The organism is Azospirillum sp. VT-I1, from assembly GCF_055698305.1.
Window position 1 is genome coordinate 282,992 of record NZ_CP168800.1, and the last position, 25,889, is coordinate 308,880.

The 25,889-nt window shown below is 68.2% G+C and carries 22 protein-coding genes, 1 tRNA gene, 1 pseudogene and 1 riboswitch; of the genes and pseudogenes, 17 read left to right on the forward strand and 7 right to left on the reverse strand.

Annotation, left to right across the window (positions count from 1 at the left end):
• Positions 1-64: 64 nt before the first annotated feature.
• From AB8P05_RS01305 to AB8P05_RS01320, 4 genes are all read right to left on the reverse strand, one after another.
• Positions 65-140 (reverse strand) — tRNA-Lys (locus AB8P05_RS01305).
• A 129-nt stretch (positions 141-269) separates the two neighbouring features.
• Positions 270-833, reverse strand: a complete 564-nt coding sequence (gene coaD / locus AB8P05_RS01310) for a pantetheine-phosphate adenylyltransferase (protein WP_455171512.1) — start codon at positions 831-833, stop codon at positions 270-272.
• Between the two features lie 22 nt (positions 834-855).
• Positions 856-3,654: a DNA gyrase subunit A gene (gene gyrA, locus AB8P05_RS01315; protein ID WP_472758500.1), complete on the reverse strand. Its 2,799-nt coding sequence runs from the start codon at positions 3,652-3,654 to the stop codon at positions 856-858.
• Positions 3,655-3,801: 147 nt separating this feature from the next.
• Complete coding sequence (locus AB8P05_RS01320; protein WP_455171514.1) at positions 3,802-5,160, reverse strand: MATE family efflux transporter; 1,359 nt, start codon at positions 5,158-5,160, stop codon at positions 3,802-3,804.
• Positions 5,161-5,431: 271 nt separating this feature from the next.
• Here AB8P05_RS01320 and AB8P05_RS01325 point away from each other — a divergent pair, with 271 nt between their 5' ends.
• Together AB8P05_RS01325 and AB8P05_RS01330 are read left to right on the forward strand one after the other, a co-directional pair.
• Entirely contained in the window at positions 5,432-5,617 is a 186-nt protein-coding gene (locus AB8P05_RS01325) for an entericidin A/B family lipoprotein (RefSeq protein ID WP_472758501.1), read from the forward strand.
• A 40-nt stretch (positions 5,618-5,657) separates the two neighbouring features.
• On the forward strand, positions 5,658-5,846 hold the full coding sequence (locus AB8P05_RS01330; RefSeq protein ID WP_455171516.1) for a hypothetical protein: 189 nt from the start codon (positions 5,658-5,660) through the stop codon (positions 5,844-5,846).
• Positions 5,847-5,873: 27 nt separating this feature from the next.
• Here AB8P05_RS01330 and AB8P05_RS01335 read toward each other — a convergent pair whose 3' ends face one another.
• Entirely contained in the window at positions 5,874-6,680 is an 807-nt protein-coding gene (locus AB8P05_RS01335; protein ID WP_472758502.1) for an alpha/beta hydrolase, read from the reverse strand.
• A 178-nt stretch (positions 6,681-6,858) separates the two neighbouring features.
• Here AB8P05_RS01335 and AB8P05_RS01340 point away from each other — a divergent pair, with 178 nt between their 5' ends.
• The 4 genes from AB8P05_RS01340 to AB8P05_RS01355 are packed head-to-tail and all read left to right on the forward strand — an operon-like array spanning position 6,859 to position 9,940.
• Entirely contained in the window at positions 6,859-7,320 is a 462-nt protein-coding gene (locus AB8P05_RS01340; RefSeq protein ID WP_472758503.1) for a cupin domain-containing protein, read from the forward strand.
• A gap of 11 nt (positions 7,321-7,331) precedes the next feature.
• Complete coding sequence (gene cobU / locus AB8P05_RS01345) at positions 7,332-7,856, forward strand: bifunctional adenosylcobinamide kinase/adenosylcobinamide-phosphate guanylyltransferase (protein ID WP_472758504.1); 525 nt, start codon at positions 7,332-7,334, stop codon at positions 7,854-7,856.
• Complete coding sequence (cobO, locus tag AB8P05_RS01350) at positions 7,853-8,476, forward strand: cob(I)yrinic acid a,c-diamide adenosyltransferase (protein ID WP_472758505.1); 624 nt, start codon at positions 7,853-7,855, stop codon at positions 8,474-8,476. The genes cobU and cobO overlap by 4 nt, the downstream gene beginning before the upstream one ends.
• Positions 8,477-8,479: 3 nt before the next feature.
• Positions 8,480-9,940 carry a cobyric acid synthase gene (locus AB8P05_RS01355; RefSeq protein WP_472758506.1) on the forward strand — a complete coding sequence of 487 codons (1,461 nt, stop codon included), beginning with the start codon at positions 8,480-8,482 and terminating at the stop codon, positions 9,938-9,940.
• 213 nt (positions 9,941-10,153) lie between these two features.
• Here the strand turns inward: AB8P05_RS01355 and ispH are convergent, their stop codons facing one another.
• A complete protein-coding gene (ispH, locus tag AB8P05_RS01360; RefSeq protein WP_472758507.1) occupies positions 10,154-11,131 on the reverse strand; it encodes a 4-hydroxy-3-methylbut-2-enyl diphosphate reductase in 978 nt (325 codons plus the stop codon).
• A gap of 213 nt (positions 11,132-11,344) precedes the next feature.
• Between ispH and AB8P05_RS01365 the strand changes: the two genes are divergently transcribed.
• The 5 genes from AB8P05_RS01365 (at position 11,345) to gcvPB (ending at position 16,820) form a co-directional block, all read left to right on the forward strand.
• Entirely contained in the window at positions 11,345-11,881 is a 537-nt protein-coding gene (locus AB8P05_RS01365; protein ID WP_472758508.1) for a hypothetical protein, read from the forward strand.
• Between the two features lie 201 nt (positions 11,882-12,082).
• Positions 12,083-12,198, forward strand: a riboswitch (glycine riboswitch).
• 169 nt (positions 12,199-12,367) lie between these two features.
• Positions 12,368-13,480, forward strand: a complete 1,113-nt coding sequence (gcvT, locus tag AB8P05_RS01370; protein ID WP_472758509.1) for a glycine cleavage system aminomethyltransferase GcvT — start codon at positions 12,368-12,370, stop codon at positions 13,478-13,480.
• 52 nt (positions 13,481-13,532) lie between these two features.
• Entirely contained in the window at positions 13,533-13,907 is a 375-nt protein-coding gene (gene gcvH, locus AB8P05_RS01375; protein WP_472758510.1) for a glycine cleavage system protein GcvH, read from the forward strand.
• Position 13,908: 1 nt separating this feature from the next.
• Positions 13,909-15,252 (forward strand): aminomethyl-transferring glycine dehydrogenase subunit GcvPA, encoded by a 1,344-nt coding sequence (gene gcvPA / locus AB8P05_RS01380; RefSeq protein ID WP_472758511.1) that lies wholly within the window; start codon positions 13,909-13,911, stop codon positions 15,250-15,252.
• Positions 15,249-16,820, forward strand: coding sequence for an aminomethyl-transferring glycine dehydrogenase subunit GcvPB (gcvPB, locus tag AB8P05_RS01385; RefSeq protein WP_472758512.1), 1,572 nt, complete (start codon positions 15,249-15,251; stop codon positions 16,818-16,820). The genes gcvPA and gcvPB overlap by 4 nt, the downstream gene beginning before the upstream one ends.
• Before the next feature lie 172 nt (positions 16,821-16,992).
• Here gcvPB and AB8P05_RS01390 read toward each other — a convergent pair whose 3' ends face one another.
• Positions 16,993-17,208 (reverse strand): hypothetical protein, encoded by a 216-nt coding sequence (locus AB8P05_RS01390; RefSeq protein WP_472758513.1) that lies wholly within the window; start codon positions 17,206-17,208, stop codon positions 16,993-16,995.
• 181 nt (positions 17,209-17,389) lie between these two features.
• Here AB8P05_RS01390 and AB8P05_RS01395 point away from each other — a divergent pair, with 181 nt between their 5' ends.
• The 6 genes and pseudogenes from AB8P05_RS01395 (at position 17,390) to AB8P05_RS01420 (ending at position 25,878) form a co-directional block, all read left to right on the forward strand.
• The gene (locus AB8P05_RS01395) at positions 17,390-20,035 is read left to right on the forward strand and encodes a glycosyltransferase (protein WP_472758514.1); all 2,646 of its coding nucleotides are present in this window, start codon (positions 17,390-17,392) and stop codon (positions 20,033-20,035) included.
• Between the two features lie 197 nt (positions 20,036-20,232).
• Entirely contained in the window at positions 20,233-21,315 is a 1,083-nt protein-coding gene (locus AB8P05_RS01400; RefSeq protein ID WP_472758515.1) for a phosphotransferase family protein, read from the forward strand.
• Positions 21,315-21,707 (forward strand): DUF6285 domain-containing protein, encoded by a 393-nt coding sequence (locus AB8P05_RS01405; RefSeq protein ID WP_455171531.1) that lies wholly within the window; start codon positions 21,315-21,317, stop codon positions 21,705-21,707. Before AB8P05_RS01400 ends, AB8P05_RS01405 begins: the two co-directional genes overlap by 1 nt.
• A 137-nt stretch (positions 21,708-21,844) precedes the next feature.
• Positions 21,845-23,985 (forward strand): annotated as a pseudogene (gene uvrB, locus AB8P05_RS01410) (excinuclease ABC subunit UvrB).
• 99 nt (positions 23,986-24,084) lie between these two features.
• Positions 24,085-24,984: a lytic transglycosylase domain-containing protein gene (locus AB8P05_RS01415; RefSeq protein ID WP_472758516.1), complete on the forward strand. Its 900-nt coding sequence runs from the start codon at positions 24,085-24,087 to the stop codon at positions 24,982-24,984.
• A gap of 30 nt (positions 24,985-25,014) precedes the next feature.
• On the forward strand, positions 25,015-25,878 hold the full coding sequence (locus tag AB8P05_RS01420; protein ID WP_472758517.1) for an alpha/beta fold hydrolase: 864 nt from the start codon (positions 25,015-25,017) through the stop codon (positions 25,876-25,878).
• Positions 25,879-25,889: the final 11 nt, after the last annotated feature.

The window sequence follows — 25,889 nt, forward strand, 5'->3', positions numbered from 1 at the left end:
AAGCCGACCGTTTTGGCGATCTATGTGCCGCCGCGGATTCTGCTTGGTAAGGTTTTGAAAAGGTTGGTGATCCGGGTGGGATTCGAACCCACGGCCACATGATTAAAAGTCACGTGCTCTACCGACTGAGCTACCGGATCATCCAGCGCGGCGGTGGGAAACTGGCCCCCGCCGGAAGTGGGCGCACCATAGAAAGACGCGCCCGAAAGGTCAACCATGGGCTTGATGGCGAATGCAGGATTTTGCCATCCAGCCCATGGTTCGGCAGATCAAGTTTGGCTGGTCGACGGCTTGGTGCCATTGCCGGCCTCCAGCGCGAAGCGCTCGGACAGGCGCTCCGCGACGCGGGCGGAGACGAAATGGCGGATGTCGCCGCCCAGTCGCCCGATCTCCTTCACGAAGCGGGAGGAGATGAACTGGTGCTTTTCCGACGACATCAGGAAGATCGTTTCGACCTTCGGGTTCAGCCGCGCGTTCATGCCCGCCATCTGGAATTCATATTCGAAGTCCGAGACGGCGCGCAGGCCGCGGATGATGACGCTGGCGTTCATCTCGATGGCGAAATGCATCAGCAGATTGTCGAACGCCCGCACCTCGATACTGGCCCCGCCGGCATTCAGCGCGGCCACGTCCTCGCGAACCATGGCGACCCGCTCGTCCGTGGAGTAGAGCGGGCCTTTGCCGGCATTCCGGGCGACGCCGATGATCAGGTGGTCGACCTGACGGGCGGCGCGCTGGATGATGTCCATGTGACCGTTGGTGATCGGATCGAAGGTGCCGGGATAGACACCGATTCGACGACCCTTGCTGGTCTCGGTCTGGCTGGTCGCCATGGAGAGTTCCTTCGCCCTTCCGTTACTCGTTCGGCGCGGCGGAGCCGGCGTCGCCCGCCGATCCGTCCGAACCGTTGGCGTCACCACCAGCCTCGACGCCGGCTTCGACCCCGTTTTCGCCCACACCATTCTCGCCGTCTTCCTCGGCGATCGTGGCGACGGACACCACACGCTCGTCCGACCCGACACGGAACAGCGTGACGCCCAGCGTCTTGCGGCCCGCCACCCGCACGTCGTGCAGCGGCATGCGGATCACCTGGCCGCCGTTGGTCACCATCATCACCTGATGGTTCGATTCGACAGGGAAGGCGGCGACGATGGAACCGTTGCGCTCGCCCATCTCCATGTTCCAGATGCCCTGGCCGCCACGGCCGGCGATGCGGTACTCGTAGGACGAGCTGCGCTTGCCATAGCCGCGGTCGGAGACGGTGAGAATATACTGTTCCTTCTGTTTCAGTTCTTCGTAGCGCTCCTGCGACAGGGTGACGCTGTCGGCCGGCACGTCGTCGGCTTCCGGAGCGGCCTCGCCCTCCATCTCCAGCCCTTCGTCGCGCTTCATCCTGAAGAAGGCGGCGCGTTCCTCGGGCGTGGCGTCGACGTGGGTCAGGATCGACAGCGATACCACCTCGTCCCCGTCGGCCAGCTTGATGCCGCGCACGCCGGTGGAGGTGCGGCCGGCGAAGACGCGCACGTCGTCGACCGGGAAGCGGATGCACTTGCCACCGCGGGTCGCCAGCAGCACGTCGTCGGCGGCTTCCGAACAGGTGTGGACGCCGATCAGCCGCTCGCCTTCCTCTTCCAGCTTCATGGCGATCAGGCCGTTGGAGCGGATGTTGGCGAAGTCCGACATGCGGTTGCGGCGGACATTGCCCTTGGAGGTGGCGAAGACGACGTGCAGATCTGCCCAGGCGGCCTCGTCCTCAGGCAGCGGCAGGACGGTGGTGATGGTCTCCCCGTCGATCAGCGGCAGCAGGTTGACGAAGGCCTTGCCGCGCGCCTGCGGGTTGCCCAGCGGCAGGCGGTAGACCTTCAGCTTGTACACCATGCCGCGGTTCGAGAAGAGCAGCAGCGGCGTGTGGGTGTTGGCGACGAACAGGTCGCTGACCGCATCCTCCGCCTTCATCGACATGCCGGCGCGGCCCTTGCCGCCGCGCTTCTGCGCCCGGTAGGTGGACAGCGGCACCCGCTTCACATAGCCGGATTGGCTGACGGTGACGACCATGTCCTCACGCTGGATCAGGTCCTCGATGTCGGCTTCGAACTCCAGATCCTGGATTTCGGTGCGGCGCGGGTTCCCGAACCGCTCCTTCATCTCCACCAGCTCGTCGCGCAGGATCCCCATCAGCTTCGGCCGGTTGGCGAGCGTGGCAAGGAAATCGGCGATCTGGTCGGTGACGTCCTTCAGCTCGGCGCCGATCTTGTCGCGTTCCAGCCCGGTCAGGCGGTGCAGACGCAGGTCGAGGATGGCGCGCGCCTGAACCTCCGACAGGCGGTAGGTGTTCTGCGGGCTGACGCCGCGGCCGGGCTCGTCGATCAACTCGATCAGCGGGCCGACGTCATGGACCGGCCATTCGCGGTTCATCATCTCCTCGCGCGCCCAGACGGGGTCGGGGGCGCTGCGGATCAGCTCGATCATCGCGTCCAGGTTGGCGACGGCGACGGCCAGACCGACCAAGGTGTGCGCCCGCTCGCGCGCCTTGCCCAGCAGGAACTCCGTCCGGCGGGTGATGACCTGCTCGCGGAAGCGGATGAAGGCGGTGATGATCTGCAGGAGATTCATCAGCTCCGGACGGCCGCCGTTCAGCGCCAGCATGTTGACGCCGAAGGAGGTCTGGAGCTGGGTGTGGCGGAACAGCTGGGCCAGCACCACGTCGGGGACCGCATCGCGCTTCAGCTCGATCACCACGCGGACGCCGTCGCGGTCGGATTCGTCGCGCAGGTCGGCGATGCCCTCGATCGTCTTGTCGTTCACGACCTCGCCGATGCGTTCCATCAGCTTGGCCTTGTTGACCTGATAGGGGATCTCGGTCGCGACGATGGCGGTGCGGTCCTTGCGCACCTCCTCGAAATGGGTCTTGGCGCGCAGGATGATCGAGCCGCGCCCGGTCTGCAGCGCCGCCCGGCTGCCCGACCGGCCGAGGATCAGGCCGCCCGTCGGGAAATCGGGGCCGGGCACATGCTCCATCAGCTCGTCGAGCGTGACATCCGGGTTGTCGATGTAGGCGCAGCAGGCGTCGATCACCTCGCCCAGATTGTGGGTCGGGATGTTCGTCGCCATGCCGACGGCGATGCCGCCGGCGCCGTTCACCAGCAGGTTCGGGAAGCGCGCCGGGACGACGGTGGGCTCGCGGCCCGAATCGTCGTAGCTCGCCTGGAAATCGATGGTGTCCTTGTCGATGTCGTCCAGCAGCGCCTCCGCCGCCTTGGCAAGCCGCGCCTCGGTGTAGCGCATGGCCGCCGGCGGGTCGCCGTCCATCGAGCCGAAATTGCCCTGGCCGTCGATCAGCGGCAGGCGCATGGAGAAGTCCTGCGCCATGCGGACCATGGCGTCGTAGATCGCGCTGTCGCCGTGCGGGTGGTATTTACCCATCACGTCGCCGACGATGCGCGCCGACTTCTTATAGGGCTTGGTCGAGTCGTACCCGCCCTCCTTCATCGCGTAGAGGATGCGCCGGTGAACCGGCTTGAGCCCGTCGCGGACGTCGGGCAGGGCGCGGCTCACGATCACGCTCATCGCGTAGTCGAGATACGATTTCCGCATCTCGTCTTCGATGTTGATCGGCGCGATGTCGGAGGCGGGAGGAAGGGGCGTATTGCTCAAGCAGGACACTCATTCTTCGAATGCGCCGCCGCTTAGGAATCCGCGGCAGTCACTGGCCTTGCGGGCCGAAGGTTTTGCCCAAGAAATATAGCAACTCTCGCAATTGCACACAACGATTCGGGGCCGAAAACCCCGGTCGATGTCGGTTCAGCGCCGGCTCAAACGCGCGAACCGCACCGACAGGATCGTCACCGATACAAGGCTGGCGATCAGGATTCCCTCGAAAAGCCCATGGGCGCCGTGGCCGAGACCGAAGACGAGGAAGGCCGACACCGGAATCATCACCACCGCGTAGGAGAAGAAGTGCAGCGCCGTCGGGACCCAGGCGTCGTGCCGGCCGCGCAGCGCGTTCGCCATCACCGTCTGGCCGCCGTCGGCGATCAGGATCCAGGCGGCGAAGGCGATCAGCGGTACCACCGCCTCCAGCAGTTCCGGATCGTTGGTGTAGATGGCGCCCAACGCCTCGGGCATGCTGCGATAGAGGATGCCGACGCAGGCCAGGATGGCGCTGGTGACGCCAAGGCCGGTCCAGCCCGCCAGAGCCATGTCGCTGCGGTCGCCGCGGCCGTATGCCACGCCCACCCGCACCGCCGTGGCCGACGCCAGCCCGACCGCCGCCATGAAGGGCAGGGCGGTCAGGTTCAGACCCACCGTGTAGGCGCCCAGCGCCAGCGGGGAGATCATGCCGGCGAACAGGCCGAGCCCGCCGAAGGCGCCGCTCTCCACCCCGATGCTGAGGCCGGCGGCATAACCGAGATGGCGCTGGCGGGCGGCACCCTTCCACCAGTCCGACACCGGCAGGCGGACCTGCCAGCGGTCATGGTCGCGCATCCACCAGACATAAGCGACCAGCCCCAGCCCCATGCCCCAGCGCACGATGCTGGTCGCCCAGGCCGATCCGACGGCGCCCAGCGGCTCCAGCCCGACATGCCCCCACACCAGGGCCCAGGCCAGCGCCGCGTTGACGATGTTGCCGATCACCATGGCGACCATGCCCGGCAGCGGTCGCTTGATGCCCTCCAGGAAGAAGCCGGTGGTGATGTAAAGCATCATGCCCGGCGCGCCCAGGCCCAGCACCGCCAGCACATGGGCGCCGCCCGCCGCCATGTCCGGCGTCTGGCCGCCCGCCTGGAACAGCGGATCGCCCAGCAGGGAGACCAGCGCGAACAGCACGCCCAGCAGCAGCGCGTAAGGGACCGAGCGGCGCCACGCCCGCCCGCACTCCGCATCGTTGCCGGCGCCGAAGGCATGGGCGGTGATCATCACCGTGCCCATCAGCAGACCGACGCCGGTGCCGACCATGATGTTGCCCGGCAGATGGGCCAGCCCGTAATAGGCCAGTTCCTGCGCCGAGTAGCGGCCGACGATGGCCGTGTCGACCGCCATCATCACCATCAGCCCGGCGCGGGAGACGATGACCGGCGCCGCCAGCCGCAGCAGCTCGCCGATGTGGGCGGCGAGGCGCGCGCGCAACGGCTCGGGCGTGGGCAGGGTGGCGGTGCTCATGACGGGACCTGTTTCGGACTTGGGGGATGCGGCCGTGGCCGCGCCGCCGGACCGTACTGGCTGGCCGGAAAGCGGGCAGGCTGCGCAAAAGCTGGTCATCTTGCCCGGTAGGCGTACCGCGTCAAGGATTTCGGGCGCCTCGAAAGGACCGTTGCATTCCCTGCATGGCGGGAGGGGATGGCGCGGAACCAAGCCGCCGCCGCCCCGTTGTCAGAAACAGAGACGAACGACGCCCGGACAGCCACTCACCCCTTCACACCGGAGAGACGCCATGCACCACGCCAAGAACCGCCGGCAGCGCGCCACCGCCCGCGCCATCCCGTTTCCCGCGCGTGAGATGGTGATCCTGACCTTCCTCATAGCGCTGGCTGCCCTGCTGACCGGCTGCAACACGGTGGAGGGCGCCGGGCAGGACGTGCAGGCCGGCGGCCGGGCGATTGAACGGACCGTCGATTGAGGCGTTATCCCACGACGATCCCTGACCCAGGAGTTTCCGAATGAGCGATCCGCAGAAGCCGTCCACCCCCGGCGAGATTCCGCCCCCGTCCAACCCGAACCCGCCGCAGCCCGACCGTCCGACGACACCCGATCCCTATCCTGTGCCCGACAACCCCGATGTGCTGCCGGAAATTCCGCCGCCGGCCGACGAGCCGATGCCGGGCATGCCGAACCCGACGACGGCGTGACGGCGAAGAGGGGGCGCACTTGCCCCCTCACCCCGCCTCCGCCATCACCGTCGCCGCGACCCAACTCTCGACCCGCTCGGCGACCGATTGCCAGTCCTGTTCCAGCATCATCGCGTGGCCCATTCCCGGCATGAAGACCGGCCGGGTGCCCAGCGCCATCGCGGTGGCGATCACCTCCGCGCGCGGGAACAGCAAATCCTCCTCCGCACCCATCACCATCACCGGCGTGTCGCGCGGCGGCAGCACGGGGAATGGAATCCAGCCGCCGATGTCCAGCAGGACGCGGCGCGATTCCTCCTGCAGATAGGCCTCGTACTTCGCGGCCTCGTCGCGCGGCATCTTGTCGGAGAACATGGCGCGGCGGATGGCGTCCGGGTCGATGGCCTTTTCGCCGAAGGTGGTCAGCATCGCCATCTGCTGGAACACATAGGGCGACCGCCAGGCCAGCCCCATGGTGGAGGACAACAGGCCATAGGGCGGGGCCGACGCCATCAGCACGCCGCCGGCAAAGCGGCGCTTGGCGAGCGCCCGCTGCACCACCATGCCGCCCATGGAATGGCCGATCAGCACCGGCGGCGCCGACAGCCCGTCCGCCGCCTGCAGAACGTCGTCCACATAATCGGCGATGCCGAAGTCATGCAGCCGGTCGCGCCCCTCGCTGTTGCCGTGGCCGCGCAGAGAGACGGCATGCGCCTCCCACCCCCGCGCGGCGAACCAGGGCAGGAACTTGGCGTCCCAGATCCAGGCGCCGCTGAAGGCGCCATGGACGAACAGGAGCGGCGGCGCCTTCGGCGTGCCGGCGGGGCGGCGGCTGATGATTTCCAGGCTGGGCATCGGATCGCAGGTTGTGATGTCGCGTTGCGGTAAGCATGGTGGGCGAGTGGGCGCCTGTCCAGCCGCAGCCCCCTCAACCCTGATCCGCGATGCCGGTCCGGCTGAAGCCTGCACAGTTTGACGGCGCCGGCCCGGTTTGCGACAGTCCGGACCCGCGAAGCCAAACCGGAGACCGCCCGTGCCGAATCCGCCGGTCATCGATCCAGCCGCCCTGTCCGCCGAAACCGGCGCCACCGACTATCCGCAGCCCTTCCGGGCGCAGGTCGCCGGGCGGCACCGCGTCGCGCTGGGCGATCCGCTGGGGCTCACCAATTTCGGCGTCAACCTGACCCGGCTGGAGCCCGGCGCCTCTTCGGCCCTGCGCCACTGGCACAGCCGCCAGGACGAGTTCGTCTATGTGGTGGAAGGCGAGCTGACCCTGGTCACCGACGCGGGCGAGACCCTGCTGACCGCCGGCATGTGCGCCGGATTCCCCCATGGCGTCGCCGACGGCCACCGCCTGATCAACCGCAGCGGCCGTCCGGCCAGCTACCTGGAGGTCGGCGACCGCAGCACCGACGATGAGATCGACTATTCCGACGAGGACATGGTGTGGCGCGACGGCGCCTATCGCCACCGTGACGGGACGCCCTGGAAATGACGGCTGGGGAAATGAACGCCGATCTGACGCTGGTGCTGGGCGGCGCCCGCTCCGGCAAGAGCCGCTATGCCGAGGGGCTGGTGACCGCCCCGGGCGGACCGCGCGTCTACATCGCCACCTCGCAAATCTGGGACGCGGAGATGGCGGAGCGGGTGGCGAAGCACCGCGACGACCGCGGCCCCGACTGGACGACGGTGGAGGAGCCGTGCGACCTGACCGGTGCGCTCCGCCGCCACGCCGCCGTCGGCACCGGCGTGCTGGTCGATTGCCTGACCCTGTGGCTGACCAACCTGATGATGGCCGAGGCCGACATCGCGGCGGAGACCGCGGCGCTGGTGGAGCTTCTGCCGACGCTGCCGGGCCGGGTGGTCCTGGTCTCCAACGAGGTCGGGCTCGGCATCGTGCCGGACAATGCGCTGGCGCGCCGCTTCCGCGACCATGCCGGCCGCCTGCACCAATCCATCGCGGCCGTGGCGCCGCGCGTCGTGCTGACCGTCGCCGGTCTGCCGATGTTCGTGAAGGGAACACCCGCATGACCGACAACATGGTCGATACCGACGAACTCAACCGCCGCCACGCCGAGAAGATGAAGCGGCGCAAGGCGCTGCAGGAGCGCGCACTCGCGTCCAAGACGCTGGAGAAGGGCCTGCTGATGGTCCACACCGGCAAGGGGAAGGGCAAGTCCACCGCCGCCTTCGGCCTGATGATGCGCGCGGTCGGCCATGGCATGCACGTGGGCATGGTGCAGTTCGTCAAGGGCGCCTGGTCCACCGGCGAGACGGTGGCGCTGGAGCGCTTCGAAGATCTGGTCGACTTCCACACGATGGGAGAGGGCTTCACCTGGGACACCCAGGACCGCGCCCGCGACATCGCTGCCGCCGAGGCCGCCTGGGCCAAGGCGAAGGAGTTGATGGCCGACCCGCGCTATCGCCTGATCGTGCTGGACGAGCTGAACATCGTGCTACGCATGGATTACCTGCCCCTGGACGAGGTGCTGGCGACGCTGGCCGCCCGCCGGCCGGACCTGCATGTCTGCATCACCGGACGCAACGCCAAGCCGGAACTGATCGCCGCCGCCGACCTCGTCACCGAGATGACGCTGGTCAAGCACCCGTTCGAAGCCGGGGTGAAGGCCCAGGCCGGCATCGAGTTCTGAACCATGCGATCGCGCGCGATCATGCTGCAGGGCACCGGCTCCGACGTCGGCAAGTCGCTGCTGGTGGCGGGGCTGTGCCGGGCGCTGGTGCGGCGCGGGCTGACCGTCCGGCCGTTCAAGCCGCAGAACATGTCCAACAATGCGGCGGTGACGGCCGACGGCGGCGAGATCGGCCGCGCCCAGGCGCTGCAGGCACGGGCCTGCGGCGTGGCGCCCAGCGTCCACATGAACCCGGTGTTGCTGAAGCCGCAGTCGGACATCGGCAGTCAGGTGGTGGTGCGCGGCGTGGTGGTGGGCACCGCGCGCGCCGCCGACTATCAGGCGCGCAAGCGCGAGCTTCTGGGCACGGTGCTGGACAGCTTCGAGCGGCTGCGGGCCGAGGCCGACATCGTGGTGGTGGAGGGCGCCGGCAGCCCGGCGGAGGTCAATCTGCGGGCCGGCGACATCGCCAACATGGGCTTCGCCACCGCCGCCGACGTGCCGGTCCTGCTGGTCGGCGACATTGACCGCGGCGGCGTGATCGCCAGTCTGGTGGGCACCCACGCACTTCTACCGAAATCTGAACAGGAGCGGATCAAGGGCTTTCTCATCAACAAGTTCCGCGGCGATGTTCGCCTGTTCGATGAAGGGCTGCGGATCATCGAAAGCCACACCGGCTGGCGCGGATTCGGCGTGGTGCCCTGGCTGAAGGAGGCCGCGACCCTGCCGGCGGAAGATGCGGTGGCGCTCGACCGGCCGCGGGATGCCGGCGACGGGGCGTTGCGCGTGGCTGTGCCGATGCTGTCGCGGATCGCCAACTTCGACGATTTCGATCCGCTGGCGCAGGAGCCCGGAGTCGCCCTGACCATGGTGCGTCCGGGCCGGCCGCTGCCGGGCGATGCCGATCTGGTGATCCTGCCCGGCACCAAGGCGACGATCGCCGACCTCGCCTTCCTGCGGGCGCAGGGCTGGGACATCGACCTGCTGGCCCACTGGCGGCGTGGCGGTCGGGTGCTGGGGATCTGCGGCGGCTACCAGATGCTGGGGCGGCGCATCGCCGATCCGGACGGCATCGAGGGACCGCCGGGAGAGGCCGCGGGGCTCGGCCTGCTGGATGTCGAGACGGTGCTGAAGGGTCCCAAGGTGTTGGAGGAAGCCCGCGGGCGGGAGCGTCACACCGGGGCCGAGGTGGCGGGGTACGAGATGCACATGGGCCGCACCGACGGGCCGGACCGGGCGCGACCGATGCTGGAACTTGCGGATGGCGGCACGGACGGCGCGGAGTCGGCGGACGGGCGGGTTGCCGGCTGCTACCTGCACGGGCTGTTCGGCGCGGACGGCTTCCGGGCGGCCTATCTGCGGGGAATGGGCGGCGGGTCGGAGCTGAGCTATGGGGTGGCCGTGGAGCGGGCGCTGGATGCGGTCGCGGATCGGCTGGAGAGCGTGGTGGATGTGGATGGGCTGCTGGCGGTGGCGGAGGGGTGAGGTGGTGGGATAGGTTAGCCCCCACCTAACCTTCCCCGCTCTCAGCGGACCTCCGGTCCGCTTGCCGCGTCAGCACAAAGCATAGCTTTGTGCGAGAGCTGGGCGGGGGAGGGACTGCCGCCACTCTCCCGTACAAGCACTTGTCTCCTCCCCGCCCAGCGGGGGAGGATCAAGGTGGGGGTCTAACTCCGCAATCGCAGTACGGGCGGCCTCTCAAACCGTCTCCGGCTCCACCGATAACGCGCGCGGCAGCTTGAAGACGATGTTCTCGGTCGCCGTGCGCAGTTCCTCCACCGTCACGTCGAATCGCGCACGGGCGGCCTCGATGACCTCTTCCACCAGCACTTCCGGGGCCGACGCACCGGCGGTGATGCCGAGCCGGCCGACGCCGGCCAGCGCGCTCCAGTCGATCTCGGCAGCGCGCTGGACCAGCTGGGCGGCCGGGCAGCCGTGCAGCTTCGCCACTTCCACCAGACGCTTGGAGTTGGAGGAGTTCGGCGCACCCAGGACCAGCAGCGCCTCCACCTTCGGCGCGATGGCCTTCACCGCCGCCTGACGGTTGGTGGTGGCGTAGCAGATGTCCTCCTTCTTGGGCCCGGCGATGGCGGGAAAGCGGGCCTGGAGTGCCGCCAGGATCTCCGTCGTCTCGTCCACCGACAGCGTGGTCTGGGTGGCGTAGGCGAGGTTCTCCGGATCCCGGACCTCGAGCGTCGCCACGTCGGCCACCGTTTCCACCAGTACCACGGCGCCTTCCGGCAGCTGCCCCATGGTGCCGATCACCTCCGGATGCCCGGCATGGCCGATCAGCACGATCTGCCGGCCGTCCTCGTAATGGCGTTCGGCCTCGCGGTGAACCTTGCTGACCAGCGGGCAGGTGGCGTCGAGATAGAACAGGCCGCGCGCCTCCGCCGCCTTGGGCACCGATTTCGGCACGCCGTGGGCGGAGAACACCACCGGGCGGCCGTCCGGAACCTCCGTCAGCTCGTCGACGAAGATGGCGCCCTTGGCTTCCAGGCTTTCGACCACGAATCGGTTGTGGACGATCTCATGCCGGACATAGACCGGCGCCCCGAAGCGGTCCAGCGCCGTCTCGACGATCTGGATCGCCCGGTCCACGCCGGCGCAGAAGCCGCGCGGTGCCGCCAGCAGGATCGTCAATGGCCGGAGGGCCGGGGAATTGGTGGTGGTCATATGCGCTGTTCCGCCCATGCGTAGAAGACGTGCCCTAAGGTGGTCCTGTGCCGAACCGTCGCAAGGGATAGAACCGCCGCGCGGTCTTGTGCCGGTCAAGCTGGGACACTAAAGTCGCGATCCAACAGCCCGTTAACCGATCAGGCCGAACCGATGGACCGCCGCGACCGTAATATAGGAACCCCCGCCCGGAAAAGCCCGCTGGCGTCCCTGATGCGTAAGAGCCGCCCTGCGCTGCTCGCCGCCGGGGCGGTTGCGGTGCTGTCCGGCTGTTCCGGCATGGGACCGACCAGCCCGTCGGACGCGGCGCTGGCCTGCCCGAAGGTCAACATCGTCCGCGACCTGCAGGAAGTGACGGTCTTCCGCCCCGGCGGGAAGGATCTGACCGACCTGGAGTCGCGCGCGGCGTTGGTCGATTACACCGGCAACTGCGAATACACCAGCGCCGGCGTCACGGTGAACGTGAACGTCTTCCTGGTCGCCGAACGCGGTCCGGCGCTGCAGGGTACCACCGCCAAGTACCAGTATTTCGTGGCGCTGGCCCAGCCGGACGACACGCTGGTGTCGAAGGCTTACTTCGACACCGACGTGACCTTCGTCACCGGTCAGCCGCGCGCCGGCACGCGGGAGGAGCTGGCGCCGCGGATCCCGCTGCCCAAGGACGCCAACGCCAAGGATTGGAAGATCTATCTCGGCTTCCAGCTGACGCCGGAGCAGCTGAACTTCAATCGGACGCAGATGAAGAAGTAAGGCATCGGTCTGCCTGACTTCGGCTGACACGCTCTCTGCCGTCATTCCCGCGAAGGCGGGAATCCAGCCGCATCAAATGCTTGGTTGCATGGTCTGGATCCCCGCCTTTGCGGGGATGACGGCCGATGAGAGGACAGGCAGCGCCCGATCCGCCGATTGACAAACTTGTACATTCGCGACACTGTGCCGCCATCACGCCGATGATCCCTCGCGGGAGAGATCGTCCGGGAGCTTGTCGCAAATCGGCAGGTTCGCGGGCGGCGCCGAAGGAGCAACCGCCCCCGGAAACTCTCAGGCAAAAGGACCGCAAGGGGATAAGGCAACTCTGGAAAGCAGCCTCGGCGCCCAGTCGCCGCGACTCACCGAAGGAGTAAACCGGGTGCCCGGCTCGACCGGACGGCGGTGAATCTCTCAGGTCCAAGACAGAGGGGGCAGCTTCCTGCGCCGATCCCGGCGTGGGCGCTAGAACCCTGTCGGAGGACCAGCGTGACCGAGGCCGCAACCGCTCTCAAGACCACCCCGCTGCACGCGCTCCATGTCGAGCTTGGCGCCCGCATGGTGCCCTTTGCCGGCTATGACATGCCGGTGCAGTATCCGCTGGGCATCCTCAAGGAGCACCAGCACACCCGCGAGAAGGCCGGGCTGTTCGACGTGTCCCATATGGGGCAGGTCCGCCTGACCGGTGCCGACCCGGCTGCCGCCCTGGAAACGCTGGTCCCCGGCGACATCAAGGGGCTGGCCCAGGGCCGCATGCGCTACACGCTGTTCCTGAACGAGCAGGGCGGCATCCTCGACGACCTGATGGTGACCAATGCCGGCGACCACCTGTTCCTGGTGGTGAACGCCGCCTGCAAGGAGCAGGACGTCGCCCATCTGCGCGAGAAGCTGGCCGGCAAGGCCGAGGTCGAACTGCTGAACGATCTGGCGCTGATGGCGCTCCAGGGGCCGATGGCGGCCGAGGTGATGGCCCGCTTCGTGCCGGAAGCCGCCACCATGAAGTTCATGAGCTACCTGTCCGCCACCTTCAAGGGCGTGCCGGTGATCCTGACCCGCTCCGGCTATACCGGCGAGGATGGCTACGAGATCTCCTGCGACAAGGCCGATGCGGAGATGATCGCCCGCGCCCTGCTGGCCGAAGCGGAGGTCGAGGCGATCGGGCTGGGCGCCCGCGATTCGCTACGGCTGGAGGCCGGGCTCTGCCTCTACGGCCACGACATCGACACCACCACGACGCCGGTCGAAGGCGCCTTGGAATGGACCCTGCCGAAGCGCCGCCGCGCCGAGGGTGGGTTCCCCGGCTATGACATCATCCACCGGCAGCTGACCGAAGGCGCCACGCGCCGCCGCGTCGGCATCCAACCGGAAGGCCGCCAGCCGGCCCGCGAGCACACCGAAATACAGGACGCCAACGGCAACCGCATCGGCGAGATCACCAGCGGCGGCTTCGGCCCGACCGCCGGCGCGCCGGTCGCCATGGGCTATGTCGACATCGCGAACTCCGCGGTCGGCACGCCGCTGACGCTGGTGGTGCGCGGCAAGCCGCTGCCCGCCCGCGTCGCCGCCACGCCCTTCGTGCCGCAACGCTATTACCGGGGCTGATGCCTCGGCGCTCCCAACCACAAGCAACCGTATTGGACAGGGAAACCTTCAGATGACCAAGAAATTCACCAAGGACCACGAGTGGGTTCTCGTCGAGGGCGATGTCGCCACCGTCGGCGTCACCGACTTCGCACAGAGCCAGCTGGGCGACGTGGTGTTCGTCGAGCTGCCCGAGGCCGGCCGCGTGCTGGAGCAGGGCAAGGAAGCCGCCGTCGTCGAATCGGTGAAGGCCGCCAGCGACGTGTACGCTCCGGTCTCCGGCACCGTGGTGGAAGCCAACCAGGCCCTGGTGGACGACCCGTCCATGGTCAACAGCGCCGCCGAGGGTGAGGGCTGGTTCTTCAAGATCCAGTTGAAGGACGCCTCCGAACTGGACGCCCTGATGGACGAAGCGGCCTACAAGGCCTTCGTGGAGGAATCCCACTAACATGCGCTATCTGCCCCTGACCGAGGCCGACCGGCAGTCGATGCTGGAGGCCATCCGCGCAACATCGGTCGAAGACCTGTTCCGCGACGTTCCAAAGGCGGCCCGTCTGGCCGGCCCGATCGGGGGCTTGCCCAACCACATGGGCGAGCTTGAGGTCGAACGGCTGCTGGGCTCCATGGCGGCCAAGAATGTGCCGGCGGGGAGCGTGCCCAGCTTCCTCGGCGCCGGCGCCTACCGCCACCATGTGCCGGCCACCGTCGACCATCTGGTCCAGCGCGGCGAGTTCCTGACCGCCTACACCCCGTACCAGCCGGAGGTGAGCCAGGGAACGCTGCAGGTCCTGTTCGAATTCCAGACCCAGGTCGCGCTGCTGACCGGCATGGATGTGGCCAACGCCTCGATGTATGACGGCGCCACCTCCTGCGCCGAGGCGGTGATGATGGCCAACCGCGTCACCCGGCGGAAGAAGGCCATCCTGTCCGGCGGCCTGCACCCGCATTACCGCGACGTGACCACCACCGACGCCCGCTTCATCGGCTTCGAGGCGGTGGCCCTGCCGGCCGCCCCGACCGGCGGCGAGGATCTGCTGGCGCTGGTCGACGACAAGACCTCCTGCGTCGTCGTGCAGAATCCGGACGTGTTCGGCCATGTCCGCGACTACACCGATCTGGCCGCCGCCTGCCAGGCGAAGGGCGCGCTGCTGATCGTCGTGGTGACGGAGGCGCTGTCGCTCGGCCTGCTGACGCCCCCCGGCGACATGGGCGCCGACATCGTCGCGGCGGAAGGCCAGTCCTTCGGCAACGCGCTGAACTTCGGCGGCCCCTATGTCGGGCTGTTCGCGGTGAAGGATAAGTACGTTCGTCAGATGCCGGGCCGCCTGTGCGGCGAGACGGTGGACGCCGACGGCCGCCGCGGCTTCGTGCTGACGCTCTCCACCCGCGAGCAGCACATCCGCCGCGAGAAGGCGACCTCGAACATCTGCACCAACTCCGGCCTGTGCGCGCTGGCCTTCTCGATCCATGTCAGCCTGCTGGGCGAGGCGGGGATCACGCAGCTGGCCCAGCTGAACCATGCCAAGGCGGTCCAGATGGCCGACAAGCTGGCGGCGGTTCCGGGCGTGCAGGTGCTGAACGACGGCTTCTTCAACGAGTTCACCGTCAAGCTGCCGAAGCCGGCCGCCGCGGTGGTCGAGGAGCTTGCCAAGCGCCGCATCCTGGGCGGCGTGCCGGTGTCGCGCCTGTACCCCGGCGAAATGGAAGACCTGCTGCTGGTCGCCGTCACCGAGACCAACACCGACGCCGACATGGACGCTTTCGCCGCCGCGCTGACTGAGGTACTGGCATGAGCATGAACAACCAGGGCCGTCCGTCGGCCATTCCCGCCGGCAGCGCCGGGTTCGATGGCGTGACCGGCACCGTCACCGGCAACCGCGGCCTGCAGATCGAAGAACCGCTGATCTTCGAACAGGACAGCGCCGGCCGCACCGGCGTCGACCTGCCCGACGTGCCGAAGGTTGCCTCGCGCCTGGGTGCGGTGAAGCCGCGCGCCAAGGTGGGGCTCCCCGGCCTTGCCGAGCCGCAGGTGGTCCGCCACTACACCCGCCTGTCGCAGAAGAACTACGCCATCGACAGCGGATTCTATCCGCTCGGCTCCTGCACGATGAAGCACAACCCGCGCCTGAACGAGAAGATGGCGCGGCTCCCCGGCTTCTCCGACGTACATCCGATGCAGCCGGTCAGCACGGTGCAGGGCGCGCTGGAACTGATGGACCAGCTGGCACACTGGCTGAAGACCCTGACCGGTATGGCCGCCGTGACGCTGGCGCCCGCCGCCGGCGCCCATGGCGAGATGTGCGGCATCATGGCGATCCGCGCCGCGCATGAGGCGAAGGGCGACAGCGGCCGCACCAAGATCCTGGTGCCGGAAAGCGCCCACGGCACCAACCCGGCGACCGCCGCCGCCTGCGGCTACAGCGTCGACGCCATCCCGGCGACCGCCGACGGCCGCGTCGATCTGGAGGCACTGAAGGCCAAGCTCGGTCCCGACGTGGCCGGCCTGATGCTGACCAACCCCAACACCTGCGGCCTGTTCGAGCGCGACATCATCGCCATCGCCGACGCGGTGCACGAGGCGGGCGGCTATTTCTACTGCGACGGCGCCAACTTCAACGCCATCGTCGGGCGGGTGCGTCCGGCCGACCTCGGCATCGACGTCATGCACATCAACCTGCACAAGACCTTCTCCACCCCGCATGGCGGCGGCGGTCCGGGGTCGGGGCCGGTGGTGTTTGCGGAGTCTCTGGCGCCCTACATCCCGGTGCCTTACGTCACCCACGGCAAGGACGGCTTCGCGCTTGTCGAGAACGCCGGCGACGGCCCGGCCTTCGGCCGCATGAAGGCCTTCCACGGCCAGATGGGCATGTTCGTCCGCGCGCTGTCCTACATGCTGAGCCACGGCGCCGACGGGCTGTGGCAGGCGTCGGGCGATGCGGTGCTGAACGCCAATTACGTGATGGCGCGGCTGGAGGACGTGATGACGGCCTCCTTCGAGGGACCGTGCATGCACGAGTGCCTGTTCGACGACCGCTTCCTGAAGGGGACGGGGGTCACCACGCTCGACATAGCGAAGGCGCTGATCGACGAGGGCTTCCACCCGATGACCATGTATTTCCCGCTGGTCGTCCACGGTGCCCTGCTGATCGAGCCGACCGAGACGGAAAGCAAGGCCAGCCTCGACCAGTTCGTCGACGCCCTGCGTGCGCTGGCCGAGCGGGCGAAGTCGGGCGACGTGGCCTATTTCCAGGCCGCACCGCGCCTGACGCCGCGCCGCCGCCTGGACGAGACCGCGGCGGCCCGCAAGCCGGTCCTGCGCTGGACCCCGCCGGTGGAGGCGGAGGCTTTGGCGGCGGAGTAAGAAAACTCCCTCTCCCGTCCCGGGAGAGGGAAGGGGCCCGCAAAGCGGGAAGGGTGAGGGGTGAGGTACGAAGCCATGCGCTTCGGGATTCTCGGATTCCCCCTCACCCTCCCCACGCCTTCAGCGCGGGTCCCCTCCCTCTCCCGGGGCGGGAGAGGGAAACCTCACCGCCTCACTTGTCGGTCTTGTCGGCGTACTTGTCGGCCTTCTTCTGATCCTCTGCGGCCTCACGGGCCATTTCCTCGCCGATCTTCGGATCGATGCGTTTGGCTTCCTCGATCAGGTCGCGCGCCTTGCGGGGGTCGCCTTCGGCGGCCTTGTCCAGGGCCTGCTCGGCCAGATCGTGGGCCTTCTTGTGTTCCGGGCTGACTTCGTGGCGGGTGGCCATGGGGCGTTCTCCTGAGCATTTCGTAGGGGACGTTCTCCAACAGGTTCGGTCCGGCCAAGTTCCGGTCGCCGCAGCGCACAAAATTTTTTCGAAGAGCATGGAATAGGGAAGTCGGTCTGCCCGTTTGTGCGGATGTCCGGTGGCGAACGGCCACCCTGCAACAGGGCAACGCGAACTCCCCATGAGCAACCCGAAGAACTCGATCCGGCGCGCAGCCATCGCCGCCGCACTGCTGGCCGTGACCGCCGGCCACGCGTCCTTCTGGTCCTGGCGCAACGCGCCGACGCCGGTGGAGGCGGAGCCCGGCCGTATCGAATCCGTGTCCTACTCGCCTTCGGGCCGCAGCTACGATCCCAACCACCAGCCGGTGGTGCCGCGCCAGGAGATCGAGAAGGACATGAGCGCCATCGCCGGCTTCGCGAATGGCGTCCGTACCTATTCCACGCTGGGTTCCCAGGGCGAGGTGCCGGAGATTGCGATCTCCAAGGGCCTGGACGTGACGCTCGGCATCTGGCTGAGCGAGGACAAGTCCCGGAACGAGCGCGAGATTCTGCACGGCATCGCGCTGGCCAAGGAGTTCCGCGGCATCAAGCGCATCATCGTCGGTAACGAGACGCTACTGCGCGCCGAGATGACCGACGCCGAACTGGCCGCCTACATCAAGCGCGTGCGCGCCGCCGTCCCCGCCAACGTCAAGGTCGGCACCGCCGACGTGTGGTCGGAGATGGTCAAGGCCAATGCCACGGTGAAGGCGTCGGACTTTATGGGCGTCCACGTCCTGCCCTACTGGGAAGGCGTGCCGGTCGACAATGCGCTGACCTGGATCCGCGACCGGCTCGACACCGTGCGCAAGTCGCACCCGGGTAAGCCGCTGTTCGTGGGCGAGGTCGGCTGGCCGTCGGGCGGCGAGAACTTCCACGACGCTTACCCGACGCCGCAGGCGCAGGCCGCCGTCGTCCGCGGCTTCGCGGCGGAAGCCAACGCGCTGGGCCTGCACTACAACGTCGTCGAGGCTTTCGACGGCATTTGGAAATCGACCATCGAAGGCTCGCCCGGGCCGACCTGGGGCGTGCTGGACGCCGACCGTCAGCCGAAATGGTCGATGACCGGTGAGGTCGCCGCCCCCTACGGCGACCGGGTCGGCGCAGGCGTGGCGCTGGCCGTCGGCCTCGCTTTGTCGGCTTTCGCCGTGTTCCGCCGCCGGACCAACGCCGGCTTCGCCCTGGCCGCCTCGCTGGGCGCCAACATCATCGGCTTCGCCATCGGTTCGGCCGTCGCCGGCGCCTTCTCCGAATATCTGACCTTCGGCGCAGTCACCACCTGGGGCTCCGCCTTCGCGCTGGGCGCCCTGATGATGAGCGTCGCCTTCGCCGATCTGGTGGACGTCGCCCGCCGGCTGCTGACCGGCCGCGCCCCGACGCTGCTGCCGCACGCCGTGCCGGCCGTCGACCACAAGCCGATGGTGTCGATCCACGTCGCCGCCTGCCGCGAGCAGCCGGACGTGCTGAACGCCACGCTGGCCTCGCTGTCGCGGCTGGACTACCCGAACTACGAGGTTGTCGTCCTCATCAACAACACCGAGGAGGAGCATCTGGTCCGCCCGGTGGAGGAGATGTGCCGGGCGCTGGGGCCGAAGTTCAAGTTCCACTGGTACAAGAAGATCTCCGGCTTCAAGGCCGGCGCCCTGAACGCCGCGCTGCGCCACACGGACCCGGCGGCCGAGATCGTCGCCGTGCTGGACGCCGACTACACCGTCTCGCCCGACTGGCTGTCGAAGCTGGCCCCGACCTTCGCCGATCCGTCGGTCGGCATCGTCCAGGCCCCGCAGGAGCACCGTGACGGCCATGAGACGGCGCTGAAGGCCGCGATGACCGCCGAGTACCGTCCCTTCTTCGACGTCGGCATGCAGGAAGGCGTTTCGTCCCAGGCCTTTATCTGCCACGGCACGATGATCATGCTGCGCCGGTCGGCGATGGATCAGGTCGGCGGCTGGTCGGAAGCGGGGATCTGCGAGGACACCGAACTGGGCCTGCGCATCCTGTCGGCCGGCTACCGCGCCGCCTACACCGACGAGCGGCTGGGCGCCGGTCTGGCTCCGGACAACTTCATGCAGTTCCGCAAGCAGCGCGACCGCTGGGTGTTCGGCTCGACCCAGATCGTCCGCGCCCACTGGAGGAAGTTCCTGCCCGGTGCGGCCGAGCTGAGCGCGCGGCAGAAGCTGGGCTACGTCACCAACTGGATCCGCTGGTGGTCCGACGCCGTCGGCCTGTTCGCCGCCGTCGCCGCCGTGGTCTGGACCTTCGCTTCGCTGGTTCTGCCGCTGCACCTGCCGCCGGTGGCCGCCACCGCCGCCGTGCTGGGTGCCCTGGTCCTGCGTGCCGCCTCCAGCCTGCTGGCCTCGCGCTACGCCTCCGGCAACAGCTGGACGCACAGCCTGGGCGCCTGCGCCGTCGGCATGGCACTGTCCACCACCGTGGCCCTTGCCGTCGTCCGTGGTCTGGTCCGCAAACACGACGCCTTCCGGGTGACCGCCAAGGGCGGCAAGCGCACCGCCGGCCGCTTCTGCGCCAAGCCGGAGGCCTGGCTGTCGGCCGCCCTGGTCGCCGCGTCCGCCACCGCCGCGCTGGTCAATCCGCTGGGCACCCTGTCGCTGGAGCTGTGGTCGATGCTGCTCGCCGCCATGGCCGTGCCGAACCTGATGGCCGTCGCCTTCGGCATCGGCGACATGCTGCCGGTCCGCGAGGCCAAGCCGGCGCCGGTCCCCGCCACCCCGCAGGCTGCTCCGGCCAGCCAGGAGCAGGGGGCGAACCAGCCGATCGCCGCGTAAATCTTCTTGGCTTAATGCAAGAATTGACCCCTTTCCCGCCTCGTCCGGCGGGGGAGGGGTCAACTTTTGGGGGTGGAAGCGCTTTTCTGACCAAGGTGAAACTTGTCGGCAACAGTGCTTCGTGCCTACCATCGGCGGCTGAAATCGACAGAGACGCGCGAGCCAACGCGCCAAGCACTCTTCGCAGGGAGAACGCCATGCACGTCGTGAAAGCGTCCGACCAGTCCCCGCCGTCGCTGCTGTCCGATGACACCCGTGTTCGTCTGGAGAATTGGCTGGCCTCGCAGGCCGGAGCATCCCGTGTCACGGTAACGGAGGATGGCCGGCTTGGCGGTGGCGCCATCTCCCTGAACCTTGCGGTGACGCTGAAGATCGACGGCGGTCCGCTGGCCGGGCGCCATGCCTGCGTGCTGCGGGCCGAAGGCGGCGGGCGCATCTCCGCCAGCATCGGCAAGCTTCGCGAGTATGTCGTTCTGCGCGCCGCCTTCGCCGCCGGGGTGATGGCGCCGGAACCGCTGTTCGCCTGCGACGATCCGGCCGTGCTGGGCCACGACTTCTACATCATGCGCCGGGCCGAAGGGCTGGGTGCGGGGCATGCGGTCACGCGCTCGGACGCGGCGCAGCCGGAGTTGGCGCGCGAGCTTGGCCGGCAGCTTGGCCTGCTGCACCGGATCACGCCCGAAACGGAAGGGCTGGAGCGGCTGGGCGAAGCGCCCGAATGCCCGGCGCAGGAAACGCTGGTGCAGTTCCGCCGCTGGTTCGGCGAGCTGGGGCGCCGCGATCCGGTGATCGCCTGGGGCCTGCGCTGGATGGAGATCAACGCGCCGCTGCCGGGCGCGGTGGTGCTGTGCCACCGCGACTTCCGCACCGGCAACTATCTGGTCAAGGACGGCGCGCTGACCGCGATCCTGGATTGGGAGTTCGCCGGATTCAGCGATCCGATGGAGGATCTGGGCTGGTTCTGCGCCCGCTCCTGGCGCTTCCGCCGGCCGGACCGCGAGGCGGGCGGCATCGCCGACCGGGCGGACTTCTATGCCGGTTATGAGGAAACTTCAGGGCGCCGCGTCGATCCGGCGCGGGTCGCCTATTGGGAGACGGCAGCCTATCTGCGCTGGGCCGCCATCGCGGTGGAGCAGGGGCTGCGCCACAGCTCCGGCGCCGAGCCCTCGCTGGAGCTGGCGCTGACCGGACGGATGCTGCCGGAGATCGAGATGGACATGCTGCGCCATCTCCGCACCATCGGCGGGATGGCCTCCGGCTTCGTGGAGAGGGTGGCCTGATGCGCGCCAACCCCGACGCCCGCGGCCTTCTGCAGATCGCCGCATCGACCTTCCGGGCCGACGTGCTTCCCCATGTCGCCCCGGAAGCCCGCTTTGCCGCGCTGATGGTCGCCAATGCGTTGGAGATCGCTGAACGGGAACTGAAGGGGCTGGATGCCGCCGGCCATTCGATGCTGGCGGCGCTCGCCCTGCTCTATGGCGAGGATGCCGACGACGCCCTGTCCGGCGACGAGCTGCGCAAGCGGGTCGAGGCGCTGCAGCACCGCCTGTGCATCGAGATCGCCGCCGGCGACTTCGATCATGACGGCCAGGACGTGCTGATGGACTCGCTGGAAGCCATCGTTCAGGCGCGGCTGGGCATCTCCAACCCGAAGGTGCTGGGGCAACAGTAAGGCAGTTTACGAACGGCACTGCGTTCCGCCCTGCGCGGAGTGCAGTGCCGTTCAGCCTGCGCTCGACAGACGGGGGTGTTGCGGCCATATAATCGGTTCCCGTTCCGTACCCCTTCCCTGATCCGGATCGCCGCCCCATGGCAAGCCCCGTCCTGTCCGCCATTCCCGCCAAGCCGCTCGCGAAGCTGGAAGCCGGAAAGCAGTTCGTCATCTCCTCGGAGTTCACGCCTTCGGGCGACCAGCCGAACGCCATCGCGGAGCTGACCGCCGGGCTGCGGCAGGGGGAGAAGGATCAGGTGCTGCTGGGCGTCACCGGGTCGGGCAAGACCTTCACCATGGCGCACGTCATCCAGACGGTGCAGCGCCCGACGCTGATCCTGGCGCCCAACAAGACGCTGGCGGCGCAGCTGTATGGCGAGATGAAGTCCTTCTTCCCCAACAATGCGGTGGAATACTTCGTCTCCTACTACGACTATTATCAGCCGGAAGCCTACGTCCCGCGCACCGATACCTATATCGAGAAGGAATCCTCGATCAACGAGCAGATCGACCGCATGCGCCACTCGGCGACGCGGGCTCTGCTGGAGCGGGACGACGTCATCATCGTCGCGTCGGTGTCCTGCATCTACGGTATCGGCTCGGTCGAGACCTATTCGGAGATGACGGTCGACCTGCGCAAGGGCGAGGTGATCGCCCAGCCTGAACTGCTGCGCAAGCTGACCGAGCTTCAGTACAAGCGCAACGACGCCGCCTTCGGCCGCGGCCTGTTCCGCGTGCGCGGCGACACGGTGGAGCTGTTCCCAGCCCACATGGAGGACCGGGCATGGCGGATCTCGCTGTTCGGCGACGAGATCGAGGGCATCCACGAGATCGACCCACTGACCGGCGAGAAGCTGGCGGCGCTGGAAGCCGTGCGCGTCTATCCGAACAGCCACTATGTGACGCCGAAGCCGACGCTGAACCAGGCGATCAACCAGATCAAGAAGGACCTGAAGGACCGGCTGGAGGAGTTCGCCGCCGAGGGCAAGCTGCTGGAGGCGCAGCGGCTGGAACAGCGCACCACCTTCGACATCGAGATGATGGCGGCCACCGGCTCCTGTGCCGGCATTGAAAACTATTCGCGCTATCTGACCGGCCGCGCGCCGGGGAGCCGCCGCCGACCCTGTTCGAGTATCTGCCGGGCGACGCGCTGCTGATCGTCGACGAAAGCCACGTCATGGTTCCGCAGATCGGTGGCATGTACCGCGGCGACCTGATGCGGAAGACGACGCTGTCCGATTACGGCTTCCGCCTGCCCAGCGCCAAGGACAACCGCCCGCTGAAGTTCGAGGAATGGGAGGGCATGCGGCCGCAGACGGTCTTCGTCTCCGCCACCCCCGGCCCTTGGGAGCTTGAGCGCACCGGCGGCGTCTTCACCGAACAGCTGGTCCGTCCGACCGGCCTGATCGACCCGCCGGTGATCGTCCGCCCGACCGAAACCCAGGTCGACGACCTGATCGGCGAATGCAAGGAGGTGGTCGCCAAGGGCTATCGCGTGCTGGTCACCACCCTGACCAAGAAGATGGCGGAGGCGCTGACCGAATACATGCACGAGGCGGGCCTGCGCGTCCGCTACATCCACTCCGACGTGGAAACGCTGGAGCGCATCGAGATCATCCGCGACCTGCGGCTGGGCGCCTATGACGTGCTGGTCGGCATCAACCTGCTGCGCGAGGGGTTGGACATCCCGGAATGCGCCCTGGTGGCGATCCTGGACGCCGACAAGGAAGGCTATCTGCGTTCAAAGACCTCGCTGATCCAGACCATCGGCCGCGCGGCGCGCAACGTCGATGGGCGGGCGATCCTCTATGCCGACAAGATCACCGACAGCATGAAATACGCCATCGACGAGACGGCGCGCCGCCGCGAGAAGCAGATGGCCTACAACCTGGAGCACGGCATCACGCCGGAATCGGTCAAGAAGGCCATCGGCGACATCCTGGAAAGCGTGTTCGAGCGCGGCGACCATGTGACGGTGAAGACCGGCCTGAACTCCAACGAACTGGTCGGCCACAATCTCAAGAGCGTCATTGCCGATCTGGAAAAGCGCATGCGCGCCGCCGCCGCCGACCTGGAGTTCGAGGAGGCCGCCCGCCTGCGCGACGAACTGCGCCGGCTGGAAGCCATGGACCTGGGACTGGAAACCCCCGGCAGCATCGGCATCAGCAGCGCCCGCCAGGGCCGCGGCATCCCCGAAGGCGCGCCGAAGAAGCAGGGCCGCCGCCGCCGCGGACCGTGAGCCACACAGGGAGTTCCGGGCCACCCTTGTCCCAAACAGGTTGCATCACCATACTTCCGCTTCCCGTAGGATGACGCGGGTTCGCAGGAGGGTTGGGGTTTGCCGTTTCGTCGTGTCGTGATGGTGCCGCTGATGGCACTGGCGCTGTCGGGCGCCGGGTTGGCGTCGGCACCCATGGCCGTTGCGGCGGATGGCAGGGCCGAGGGTAAGCCGGCGTCGGTCGCGGAACTCCCGCTGCCTTCCCTGAAGACGAAATCCGGCGATTGCGAGCTGGCGGAGCAGGGCGACGCCGATGCCGCCTTCCGGATGGCCCGCCGCTACCTGTTCGGCAAGGGCGTGCGCAAGGACCGGAGGCTCGGCACCGCATGGCTGCGTGCGGCGGCCTCGCGCGGGCATCCGGAAGCGCGCCGGCTGGTCAACTATGTTCCCGGCCGCATGGGCCGCATCCGCCCTTGGTGCCGCCCCGGCGCCGGCCCGCTGCGCGAGGTCGCTCCGCCCCCGGCGGAGGTCGTGTCGCTGGTCAACTCCATCGCGTCGAGATACGGCGTCGATCCCGCGCTGGTGCTTGCGGTCATCCAGGCCGAGAGCGCCTTCCGCACCGACGCGGTATCGCCGAAGGACGCCGCCGGGCTGATGCAGCTGATCCCCGACACCGCGGACCGCTTCGGCGTGGGCAACGTCTTCGATCCCAAGGAGAACATCACCGGAGGGGTGAAGTACCTGCGCTGGCTGCTGGCCTATTTCCAGGGCGACGTGACGCTGGCGTTGGCCGGCTACAATGCCGGCGAAGGTGCGGTCGACCGCTACAAGGGCGTCCCGCCCTATGAGGAGACGCGGAACTACGTCCGCATCATCCGCCGGAACTACGACGCCCTCCGCCATCCTTTCGACCGGTCGGTGGCGGAGCCGTCACCGGCGCTCCCGGCCATTCGCGATGCGGCCGCCCGCGCGGTCGAGGCGGAGTTGCCACGCGGCGCCAAATCGCCGAAAAAGGGATAGCCCCTTACCGCTGAACAGGAGTGCCCGCCCGTGCCGATGTCCGAACGCAGCGTTCTCGGCCTCAGCGCCGCCGGCTTCCACAAGATCGCCTACACCCAATGGGGGCGCGACGATGCTGCGCGGACGGCGGTGTGCGTCCATGGGTTGACGCGCAACGGCCGCGATTTCGACCGGCTGGCTTTGGGGCTGGCGGACCGCTGGCGGGTCGCCTGCCCGGACGTGGTCGGGCGCGGGCGCAGCGACTGGCTGCCGGTGCCGGCGCTCTACGGCTATCCGCAATACTGCTCCGACATGGTGGCGCTGATCGCCCGCATGGGGGTGGAGACGGTCGACTGGGTCGGCACCTCGATGGGCGGGCTGATCGGCATGACGCTGGCGGCCCAGGCCAACAGCCCGATCCGCCGCATGGTCATCAACGACGTCGGTCCCTTCATCGCCCAGGCCGGCCTGCAGCGGATCGCCGATTATGTCGGCAAGGACCCGGTGTTCGAGGATCTGCCGGCGCTCGAATCCTACCTGCGCTTCGTCCTGATGGGGTTCGGTACGATCAGTGACGAGTGCTGGCGCCATATGGCGGAACACAGCGCCCGCCCGCTGCCCGACGGACGCTTCCGCCTTGCCTACGACCCGGCCATCGGGGAAGCCTTCAAGACCGCGCCCATCGGCGACGTCGATCTGTGGGCGCTGTGGGACCGGGTGCGCTGCCCGGTGCTGGTGCTGCGAGGTGCCGAATCCGACCTGCTGAGCGCCGAGACGGCGGAGCGTATGGCGGAGCGCGGGCCGGGGGCGTCCGGTCTGGTGCAGGTTGTGGAAATCCCCAACACCGGCCACGCCCCGTCCCTGATGACGGACGACCAGATCGCGATCGTCCGCAACTTCCTGTCCCAGGACTGATCGACCGGGTC